Source organism: Streptomyces sp. NPDC031265 (genome assembly GCF_055570295.1).
The window spans coordinates 45,910-56,363 of the sequence record NZ_JBVIHM010000042.1 but is presented as its reverse complement, the minus strand read 5'-3'; the positions used below and the strand labels follow the sequence as shown (position 1 = coordinate 56,363).

8 protein-coding genes are annotated in these 10,454 nt (G+C 66.5%); 6 read left to right on the top strand and 2 right to left on the bottom strand.

Annotated features, from left to right (window positions below; all coding sequences use genetic code 11):
• The first annotated feature begins 235 nt into the window (after positions 1-235).
• The 3 genes from ACZ499_RS37170 to ACZ499_RS37160 all read left to right on the top strand — a co-directional run bounded on the left by ACZ499_RS37170 (position 236) and on the right by ACZ499_RS37160 (position 3,820).
• Positions 236-1,876: an ISL3 family transposase gene (locus tag ACZ499_RS37170; protein ID WP_468681248.1), complete on the top strand. Its 1,641-nt coding sequence runs from the start codon at positions 236-238 to the stop codon at positions 1,874-1,876.
• Positions 1,877-1,937: 61 nt separating this feature from the next.
• The gene (locus ACZ499_RS37165) at positions 1,938-2,354 is read left to right on the top strand and encodes a DUF4259 domain-containing protein (RefSeq protein WP_468681246.1); all 417 of its coding nucleotides are present in this window, start codon (positions 1,938-1,940) and stop codon (positions 2,352-2,354) included.
• Between the two features lie 380 nt (positions 2,355-2,734).
• Entirely contained in the window at positions 2,735-3,820 is a 1,086-nt protein-coding gene (locus ACZ499_RS37160) for a hypothetical protein (RefSeq protein ID WP_468681244.1), read from the top strand.
• A gap of 201 nt (positions 3,821-4,021) precedes the next feature.
• Here ACZ499_RS37160 and ACZ499_RS37155 read toward each other — a convergent pair whose 3' ends face one another.
• Complete coding sequence (locus ACZ499_RS37155; RefSeq protein ID WP_468681242.1) at positions 4,022-4,456, bottom strand: hypothetical protein; 435 nt, start codon at positions 4,454-4,456, stop codon at positions 4,022-4,024.
• A gap of 302 nt (positions 4,457-4,758) precedes the next feature.
• The gene (locus ACZ499_RS37150; protein ID WP_468681239.1) at positions 4,759-4,899 is read right to left on the bottom strand and encodes a hypothetical protein; all 141 of its coding nucleotides are present in this window, start codon (positions 4,897-4,899) and stop codon (positions 4,759-4,761) included.
• 107 nt (positions 4,900-5,006) lie between these two features.
• Here ACZ499_RS37150 and ACZ499_RS37145 point away from each other — a divergent pair, with 107 nt between their 5' ends.
• The 3 genes from ACZ499_RS37145 (at position 5,007) to ACZ499_RS37135 (ending at position 10,439) form a co-directional block, all read left to right on the top strand.
• Positions 5,007-6,725: a glycoside hydrolase family 13 protein gene (locus ACZ499_RS37145; RefSeq protein WP_468681237.1), complete on the top strand. Its 1,719-nt coding sequence runs from the start codon at positions 5,007-5,009 to the stop codon at positions 6,723-6,725.
• 483 nt (positions 6,726-7,208) lie between these two features.
• Positions 7,209-8,627: a glycosyl hydrolase family 28-related protein gene (locus tag ACZ499_RS37140; RefSeq protein WP_468681236.1), complete on the top strand. Its 1,419-nt coding sequence runs from the start codon at positions 7,209-7,211 to the stop codon at positions 8,625-8,627.
• A gap of 309 nt (positions 8,628-8,936) precedes the next feature.
• Positions 8,937-10,439 carry a glycosyltransferase family 2 protein gene (locus ACZ499_RS37135; protein ID WP_468681233.1) on the top strand — a complete coding sequence of 501 codons (1,503 nt, stop codon included), beginning with the start codon at positions 8,937-8,939 and terminating at the stop codon, positions 10,437-10,439.
• The last annotated feature ends 15 nt before the right edge of the window (positions 10,440-10,454 follow it).

Genomic DNA, 10,454 nt, shown 5'->3' with positions numbered 1-10,454 from the left:
TGGAAGTCCTGGCCGGCGCGCCCTCCTGACCGGTCGGACGAGTCGAACGGCCGACGGACGCGGACTGCGAGTACGCCACGATGCTGTCGAAACTCGTGAACATTCCGTCCCAGCTGCGGCGGCCGAGTGCCTCCCGAGCCGCTGTCGAAGTGCGGTCCGTTCTCGGGTTCTGGCTCGCTTTCCGTGATGCGCGCACGCTGAGTGACGGCTGACGCTCCGATCAAGTTGCCTGAAAATGACCAGGGCCCATCTTGATGTGGTCGACAGTCCCGCCGTGGAAGAGACGGCGCCCCGTTTGGAGGGCCTGCTGTTACCGTCCATCGCGGACGTTTCGGTGCTGTCGCTGGACGTGAGTCACGAGGCGATACGCATCGACGTCTGCAGTACGGCGGCCGGGGCGGTATGCCCGGACTGTGGGAGCGAGTCGACGCGGGTGCACAGCTCTTACCTGCGGTTTCCTGCGGACGTGCCGAGTGGGGGACGTCTGGTGGTCCTACAACTGCGAGTTCGGCGGTTCTTCTGTCCGGAGTCTTCCTGTGCTCGGCGAACGTTCGCTGAGCAGATGCCGGGACTGACCCGGCGACACAGCAGGTGGACGGAGCGGTTGCGGTCGACTCTTGCCGCGGTGGGTCTCGCCCTCGCCGGCCGGGCTGGCGCCCGGATGGCACGGGCATTCGGGGTGTCCATCAGCCGCAGCGCGGTGTTGCGGCTGCTCGATGCACTGCCGGAACCCGAAGTCCCGGCCCCGAGGGTGGTGGGTGTTGATGAGTACGCCACACGCAAAGGACGGGTCTACGGCACTGTGCTCGTCGACGTCGAGACCCGCCGCCCGGTGGATCTGCTGCCTGACCGGGAGGCGTCCAGCCTGGCCGCATGGCTGGCGAAGCGACCGGGGATCGAGATCGTCTGCCGGGACCGCGCGCCGTTCTTCGCGGAAGGCGCCACAGCCGGGGCACCCCAGGCGACGCAGGTCGCCGATCGCTGGCATTTGTGGCACAACCTCGGGGAGGCCGCTGAGCGGGCTGTCGCCCGCCACCGCGAGTGCCTTCGCGTTCTGGTCCCCGATCGCGAGGGGAAGGCCGACGAACCGGCGCCGCCCGAGGAGAAGGCGGACTCTCTATGGCGGAGCGAGCGGTTCGCCAACCGCGTCCGAGCCAGGCATGCCACGGTCCACGCGCTGCTGGAAGCCGGCCACAGCCGCCGTTCCATCGGGCGTCAGCTCCAGATGACCCATCGCACCGTCAAAAGCCTCGCCGACGCTGCGAAGCCGGAAGACCTCTTTCGCGGCCAGTGGCAGCACAACAGGACCTCCGTCCTCGACGAGTACAAGCCCTACCTGGACGATCGTTGGGAGGAGGGCTGCACCAACGCCTGGAAGCTCTGGGAGGAGATCGTTCCCATGGGTTATCGAGGCAGTTACGGCCGGGTCAGCGCCTACCTGCGAGAGAAACGCACCTCGCCACGGCCGGTCACCGCGCAACCGCCGGCACCCCGCGTGGTGACGAGATGGATCCTCAGCCGACCCGAGACGCTGACCGAGATCGAACAGCTCCGACTCAAGGCTGTCCTTGCCAACTGCCCTGAGCTCGCCGCCCTGACCGGCCACGTCCGGTCCTTCGCCCAAATGCTCACCGAGCGGCAGGGGGAACGGCTCCCGCAGTGGCTCGACGCCGTCCGCCAGGACGACCTTCCCAGCCTCCACACTCTCGCGGCCGGCATCGACCGAGACCGCGACGCCGTCATCGCTGGCCTGACCTTGCCTTGGAACTCTGGCGTCGTCGAAGGACACGTCAACAGGATCAAGATGCTCAAGCGCCAGATGTTCGGTCGCGCCGGCTTCGCCCTGCTCCGCAAGCGAGTCCTCCTCGCCCCGTGACCGATGTCAGTGGCTCCTGGAACCATGCCTTCATCCGAGACAGCCGTATCAGGAGCCATGCATGGGAACGTGGGGAACCGGCCCGTTCGACAGCGACCTCGCCGCAGACTTCGTCGATGAACTTCAGGGACTCACCCACCAACAGGTCATCGACGTGCTGGAGCGGGCATTCCAGCGAGTCACCGACTCTGGAGAACGCGTCGATGGCGGAGACGGGGCCGAAGCCGTTGCCGCCGGCGCTCTCGTCGCCAGTACCCTCCCGGACAGCCCCATCGTGATTGACCCCGATGACGGCCCCCGGGAACCGCTGCCCAAACTGCCAGCCTCCCTTCGCGGTCCGGCGAGACTCGCACTGAGCCGGGTTCTCCAGGACGGATCAGAAATGACAACCGGCTGGGTGGACAGCGCCGACGCCGACCAGTGGCGCCAGGAAGTGCGACAGATCCTCCAAGCACTCGAAACACCCACTGATCACTAATCGTGACCACTTCACGGAAGTCGGGCCAGAACCCGTTCTCATGGACAAAGCCAGTAAGCCCGCTCCGCGTGTCGGAGACTTCCTGGTCCGGGGACTCCGTACCGACAGATGCCACGACGCAAGCCTCGTCCGAGACGTGCCCGACCGGGTATTAAAGCGGGCAGTCTGACTTCAACAGCACCGGGAGCCGGGGACATCAAAATCAGGCTACAGACTGACGTCCACGATTTCGGTCGCATCACATTGGGGCTGACTCGTGCTGGGGTCGCTTGCCTTGCCTGGCCTGGCCTGGCGCGTCGGGCGTGGGCATCCGGCGGTAAAATCAAGAGAGACGTCTCCCCCGCAACCGCCGACAGGCTATCTCTGAGGGGGTTGAGCCCATGTCCGTCCCACCCCGCGCACGCCGAGACGGTTTGCGCCGGCCCTGCCTCGCCGCAACTCTCACGCTCGCCCTGGCTGCCTCTATCGGCACCGCGAACGCAGCTGTGGCCCGGCCCGGCCCCGCGCCCTCAGTCGTAACCGGCTACGACCCGCTGTGCAAGCGCTTCGAGGACTATAGCCGGGCCGACAAATTCGTCGACAAAACCCTCGCTAAAGGTATCTTGCGAGGGATCGTAACCTTGGCCATCAAAAGCCCGTGGGGCCGCAGCAGGAATCTCGGAAATTTGAGATTGCCCCCCGGCACCTACGGTGCCGGTGCGACCCTGATTCTCGGAGCCGCGAAGGCATCCTGTCCACCCCAAACACTGATACCCGCCGCGCAGTCCCTGCGGCATCTGGCGCCCGACCTGCCGCAAGAGCAGCCCGCATACCCCAGCTCCGACGACTACAAGGTAATTTTCCCGCCCCCCGAGACTGACGGATCGGCCGCCCTGCGGGCGGCTCAGGAATTCAACAGCACCGCATCCACCCGCCTGAGTTCGCAGCAAGTCCTCAACCTGTCTGACGCACTGTGCAACGACGTACAGCACGGGGCAGCACAAACCAACCTCCGCGCCTACCTCGGTCGAGCCGATCTGGACTCCCTCGACGCCGTCAACACCCTCGTATCGCTGACCATCAACCGCTGCTCCCTGCCCCCGGCCGAGACAGAGGCTGTGACCGGACGACTGAACGACTTCCTGGTCGCCAATCAGCACCTCGCGGAACTTCCGCCATTCCTCGTCAACCCCACCTGGAACTGCGGCACCACTCCACAAGAGGCCAAACTCAACTGGGTGGTGGCCGGGGCAAACCCCATCACCGGGTACGAGCTGTACCACCTCAACGCAGACGGCAGCACGACCTCGTACAACGTCCGCACAGCGATCTACCGGGGCGTCACCACAACCACTGTGCCGAACCTCGCCCCCGCCATCCATGACTTTGCCCTTCGCGCTACCGACGATCAGGGCAACCACAGTGCGTGGGTAGCGATCCGCGCCGACCAGCGGATATGCCACCCATTCTCGAACACGACCCGATAGGGGGGAGGTGTGGTGACTGGGGTTTTGGGGGTGGACGGCGGCTCGTCCAGGGTGGGGAGGGGGTAAGCGGCGAGCGCGAGCCGCCGCCGCACGAGAACCCACCGGCCCGTACGGCCGCCGGGCCCGAACGACTCTCGGGCCCGAACCGCCGCCGGGTGCCAACCGCGCCGGGGCCTATTCGCTCCCGCCTACGTGCATCCCCTACGACGTGCACCCGCAGTTGCTGCCGTAAGAGATGAACCACACGCCCCCAGCGCAGAGGATGGTCAGCACCGCCGACCCCAGCAGCCACGGCCACCGGCGCCCCGGATGGTTGCGGGCCTCGACAGCGGCGAGGGTGCCGACGGCGCCGCTCAGCAGGACGACCGCGATGCTCAGCGTGAGAGCGGGACTCCGGCCCCACCCCCAGACCGCCGTGGCGAGTACGGCGATGAGCAGGGCGCAGCTGACCACCTGGATGACGATCTCGGCTAGGAACTCCCGGACCTGCTCGGCAAGGAACTCCCGAGTCCCGTGGAGCAGTGCGCGCTTGGGACGCTCGGGTCGCTCGCGGCCGGATTCGGTGGCTGAGGCGGCGGGACCGTGGTCGGGTAACGGTTCCTCGGACGTACCGGATGTACCGGACGTAGAAGTCACGACAATTATCTATGGCTGTCAAGCGAATCAGCAGGTCAATGGACCGCAGCCTTTTTAGGCAAGTAAGGCACGTGTGTGGCAGGCAGTGAAGCAAAAATGATCTTGAAGTCCTGACGAGGTACCGTGGCCAAGGTTGCTACTGACCTGCCGTCACTCCAGCCTCGATACGGAGCCGGCGCCTTCGGGCGTGTTTCGTGAAGCGTGCGGGCAGGTGGTAGAGACGAAAGCGCAACTCAGGTTCGTCGCGCCAGGCGCGATCGCCACCGCGAGCCGGGCTTTTCAGCGAACCGAGTTCCATCCACTCATTGATGGCGTCGTGGGCAACATCCGGCCTCGACGGTGAACTCCGCTCCGGCGGCCAGGGTGGCGTCGGCCCGGTGGACGACCGTGTCGAGTGTCTTCGCACGGTGATCTGCGTTGTACTGGCCGTGGCGACGACTCATCTGTGTGCGTGTGATGTTCCCTGTCCGTCAGGATCGTGGCGGTTGGCGTTGGTCGTCTTGATCTCCACTCGCCCGACTCGTGCCGGCTTGCTGGCGGGGGCTGCCGCATGACCGATCTTCCCGATCCTGCTCTGTTCTGGGAGACGTCACAGCGCCGGGACGGTGCCCGCCGCAGGGCTGTCGAGTGGTGGCGTGACGCAGTCTGCTATCAGGTGTACCTGCGTAGTTTCGCTGATGGAAACGGCGATGGTGTCGGGGACCTTGCCGGACTTCGTCGACGCATGCCCTATCTGTCCGAGCTGGGTGTGGACGCCGTGTGGGTCAATCCCTGGTATCCCTCTCCGATGGCTGACGGGGGTTACGACGTCACCGACTACCGGGCCATCGATCCCGCGTTCGGGAGCCTGCCCGAGGCCATCGCGCTGATTGAGGAGATCCACACTCTGGGGCTGCGCATCCTGATCGACCTGGTACCCAATCACACCTCCTCTCAGCACCCCTGGTTCGGCGAGGCGCTGGCCGGCGGCCGCGGCTGCGTCGAGCGGGACCGTTTCGTCTTCAGGGCGGGCCTCGGTCCGGGGGGTGACCTGCCGCCCAACAACTGGCGGAGCGTTTTCGGCGGCTCGGCGTGGACCCGGGTCGTCGAACCCGACGGCATGCCCGGAGAGTGGTACCTGCATCTGTTCGCGCCTGAGCAGCCCGACCTCAACTGGAACAATGCCGAGGTCCGCCGGGAATTCGAGTCGGTCCTCAGGTTCTGGTTCGATCACGGCGTCGACGGGCTCCGCATCGACGTCGCGCACGCCATGATCAAGGCCCCAGGTCTGCCGGACCTGGGCCCGGCAGACATCGAACTCATCGGATCGGCCGCCCATCCAGGCCATCCCCACTGGGACTGCGAGGGGGTCCACGAAATCTTCCGTGGCTGGCGCGCGGTGGCCGACTCCTATGCCGAGCCCCGCGTGTTCGTCGCCGAGGCGTGCGCGCGCAATCCCGAACGCCTCTCCCGCTACGTCCGCCCCGGGGAGCTGCACACCGCCTTCAACTTCGACTACCTGACAACCCCGTGGCGCGCGGAACACCTGCGCACTGCGATCGACAGCTCCCTGACGACGATGGGCGCCGTCGGCGCACCGGCGACCTGGGTGCTCTCCAACCACGATGTCGTGCGACACCTCACCCGCTACGGGCGGCCGCAGTCCTACGGCCCGGTGCACGATCTCGCCGATCATCTTCTTGCCGGCCCGTTCGACGTGGATCTGGGCACGCGTCGGGCACGGGCGGCCGCTCTGCTCACGCTGGCTCTTCCGGGCTGCGCCTACGTCTACCAGGGTGAGGAGCTTGGCCTGTGGGAGGTGGAGGACCTGCCTGATGAGGCGCTGCGGGACCCCATTTGGCAGCGCTCGGGACACGCCAACCGCGGCCGCGACGGCTGCCGCGTGCCGATGCCCTGGTCCGGCGACGCCCCGCCCTTCGGCTTCAGCCCCGACCATGCGGGATCAGTTCCGTGGCTGCTCCAGCCGCAGGAGTGGAAGCGTCTCACCGTGCAAGTGCAGCAGGGTGACGAGCAGTCGATGCTGGAGCTGTACCGGCGGGCGCTGCACATCCGCAGGCTTCACCCGGCTCTGGGCAGCGGGTCCTTGGTCTGGGATTCCACCGCTGGACCCGGCGTACTGTCCTTCACCCGTCCCCCCGGTTTCCAGTGCATCGTCAATTTCCGCGCCCACGCCTTTCGGCTGCCGGACCACGACGGTGTGCTCCTGAGCAGCGTTCCTCTGGAGAATGGAAGCCTGCCCGGCGACGCGGCCGTTTGGCTCACCCGATGACACCCGCGCGACCGCACCGCCTGGGCCAGGGGCCAGCGGGGGGAGCGGCAGCCACACGAGCGTGATGCAGGCCGATGCCGTCCGGATCGCCCTGCGACGGCCACGCGACGACGGCATTCGAACTGGCCGCCGGGCCACGCCAAGCACGGCACCGCATCGTCGAACATCAAACCGAAGGACGCATTTACGAACATTCGGGGACTTCACGGGGCGTTTTGGAGTCGCTACGCTGAACGTGGCGTAACCAGTCGCATCTGTAGCGTAATCAGCTGACGTGCCGGCAATCGTGCCCTCGCCTGTCCCTGAAGCAGCCGGTCATAGGGTCCGTTCCCAGAGAACGGACTGCTCCGCCGGGGCCAACCTCCTTGAAACCTCAGTTGAGATCGCTCTGATCGGCTCTCCTCGGGGCCGGCCACCGAACCCGGTGTTCCGCTGGTCCCAGCTCAGCACCTCGCATCGACGAGGCAAGCGACGGAGACCACCATGGCCACCAGCTACTGGTTCAATGTCCTGGACTACGGTGCCACCGCCAATGGCGTCACCGATGACACCACCGCAATCCAATCCGCGATCAATGCAGTGCCTTCCTCCGGCGGAACTGTCGTTTTCCCGGCGGGCACCTACAAAATCTCCTCCGCGTTGGTGGCACGCTCCAACCTGATCCTCCAAGGCGTCAGTGACGGCTCGGCGGTGATCGCGCAGAGCAGCACAACGGCCAACGGCCTCACCGGCTCGGACATCACGCGGCTGACCATCCAGGATCTCACCGTCCAGGGACCGGGCAGCGGCAGCGGTAAGGGGATCCTGCTGACGCGATCGGCGAACCCCGCGACCGTCTCGCTGTCGTTTTCACGGGTGACGGTGAAGTTCTTCGGCAACACCGGGATCGATCTGTCCAACCCGATCGTGTCCACGTTCACCGGAGTGACATCGGCCAACAACGGCAACCACGGCTGGGACATTCACGGTGTCTCCGGAGGTGCGGCAGGGACGAGTTGCTCGTTCATCGGCTGCTACGCCGACATCATCACCAACGCGGGCTTCCGTCTCGACACGATGGCCTACTGTTCCTTCGTCGGCTGCGCAGCGGACCACTGCGGCATCGGCTACGAGGTGACCGGCGTCGGAAGCCAGGGCATCAGCTTCAACGGGTGCGGCGCCGAATCCGCGGTCAACCGCGGCACCGGATACGACGGCTACAGCTGGAAGATCAACGCAGCCATCGGCGTGGGCCTGTTCAACTCCTTCACCTACAACAGCCCCAACGTCAGCATCTGGGTCACCGGCGGCGCCCGAGGGGTCAGCATCCTCGGATTCGCCGAGAACACCCCCACCGGTGCGGCGGTCAACTCGATCAAGGTCGACTCCGGCTGCTCGGCCACTCTCGGCGACTTCAGCAACGTGGAACCCCTGTCGCTGGCGGGCAGCACCAACATCATCAACGACACCGCCGGCGGCACTGTCGCCGCCGGGTTCGTCTACGGCGCGGACTCCGCCTACTACGAGGGCACCGTCTCCTCCGGCACCGCGCCGACCTCGGCCGACCATCTCGCGCGCAAGGACTACGTCGACTCCAAGGTCAACCCCGCCCCCGTCACGCTCACCGACGCCCCGACCATCGCCACCAACGCGGCCCTCGGCGACCTCTTCCGCGTCACCCTCCAGGGCAACAGAACCCTGGGTGCACCCACCAACCCCACCAATGGCCAACGCGTCACCTGGGAACTCATCCAGGACGCCACCGGAAGCCGCACCCTCACTCTCAACTCGATCTTCGTCCGGGGTACCACCATCCCCACCGTCACCCTCACCACGACGGCCAACAAGCGGGACTTCCTCACCGCGATCTACAACGCCACCACCAACAAGTGGTACGTGCTCGACTTCGTCAAGGGCTTCTGACCGGCGGGGACGGGGCTTGACCGCCATGATCCACTTGCCGGGCGACCTTGATCGGGGAGAATCGTCTGTAGAGCATTACCGTCATTCCCGGCAATAGTCCCAGGCGGCGCGGGCCGGAGCAGGCACTGGAGCGGCAAATGCCGCGGTGCTTCGGCGAGGACAGCCTCCTCGTCGAAGCCGAGAGCTCGCCCGCCGCCGACCTCCATCGCTCAAGCAACCCGGCGCCATTCAGGAGCAGGACTCGATCCTCCTCCCGTAGGCGGCGTCGCGGAACTTCCTGCTGGCCGATGGGCGCTACAGGATGCTGAGGTGCCATTGGTGGGCCGTCCGACGCGGGGGCAGACGCGCGAAGAGGCTTGGGGGCCTGCGTTCGTACGTCAGCGCAGAGACCTGACCTCCAAGGGCCTGACCCTGCCCGGACACGTACCCGACCTTCGCGGTGCCGGGCCGGGACGAATTGTTGTGCTGGTGCCCGCGCACAACGAGGAAGCGCTCATCGCCGAGACCCTCGAGTCGCTCGCTGCCCAGACCAGGCCCGTGGACGAGGTCATCGTGGTCGCCGACCGATGCACCGACCGCACCGCTCAGATCAGCACAGCCCACGGCGCGAAGGTCGTTGAAACGGTTGCGAACACGCAGGCCAAGGCAGGCGCGCTCAACCAGGTCCTGGACGAACTACTGCCACGGCTGTCCGACGACGACGCCGTCATGATCATGGACTCCGACACCTCATTGTCCCCCGAGTTCATCGCCCGGGCAGCCCGCCGCCTGCACGAGCAGGAACCCGGCCTCCCACCCATCGGCGGCGTGGGCGCCGTCTTCTTCGGCTACCCCCTACGCCGACTGGTCTGCCACCTCCAGAACAACGAGTACGTGCGCTACGCACGCGAACTCCACCGCCGCCACGGCCGCGCCGACGTCCTGACCGGCACAGCCTCCCTCTACCCGGTCAAGGCCCTGCGCCACGTCCACCGAGCCCGCACCCAGAGCAGCCTGCCCAGGGGGGACGCCGTCTACGACGTGGAATCGCTGACCGAGGACAACGAACTGACCCTCGCACTCAAACACCTCGGATACCGCTGTGTGTCCCCGTGCGCCTGCGTCGTGGGCACCGAACTCATGCCCACCTGGTCCCGGCTCTACTACCAGCGGCTGCGGTGGCAACGCGGCGCCCTGGACAACCTCAGGGCCTACGGCCTCACCCGCGTCACACTGCCCTACGTGTGCCGGCAGGCGCTCACCTATCTCAGCGTGGCCTTCGTCCCCTTCTTCCTCACCGTCCTGCTGTACTACACCGTCACCAAGGGATTCCCCGGACTGCCATGGTTCTGGGTCGCGATCACCAGCATCGCGGCCTTCGAACGCGTCTGGGCAGCCAAACGCGGCGGATGGAAGGCCCTGCTGCTCGCCGTCGCAATCGTGCCGGAAGTACTCTTCGACCAATTCCTCAACGTGGTCTACGCCAAAGCCCTCATCGACATCCTGACCCGCTCCGACGCCACCTGGGAACAAACACGCGACCGCAAGAAACGCCTACGGAGGCTGCTGGTCACCACCTGCGGTCTGGTCCTCCTGCTGGCCGGCGTCGTGGGCCTCGCATTCGCCTGCATCGCGCTCGGCATCGCCTGGCACCTGATCGCTGTCTTCGTGCTCTCCGGGGTCGCCGCAGCCGTCATCCGCCTCAGCCGCCTGTACCCCCTCGGACTGCTGCTGTCCCTGCCCAGCGGAGAACCAAAGCACGACGAGATCCCACCCTGGCGGCAGCCAGGGGTGCCGGCATCGCTAGCGACCGGCTCCCGCGGCCACCGTTGACCGGTCACGACAGCA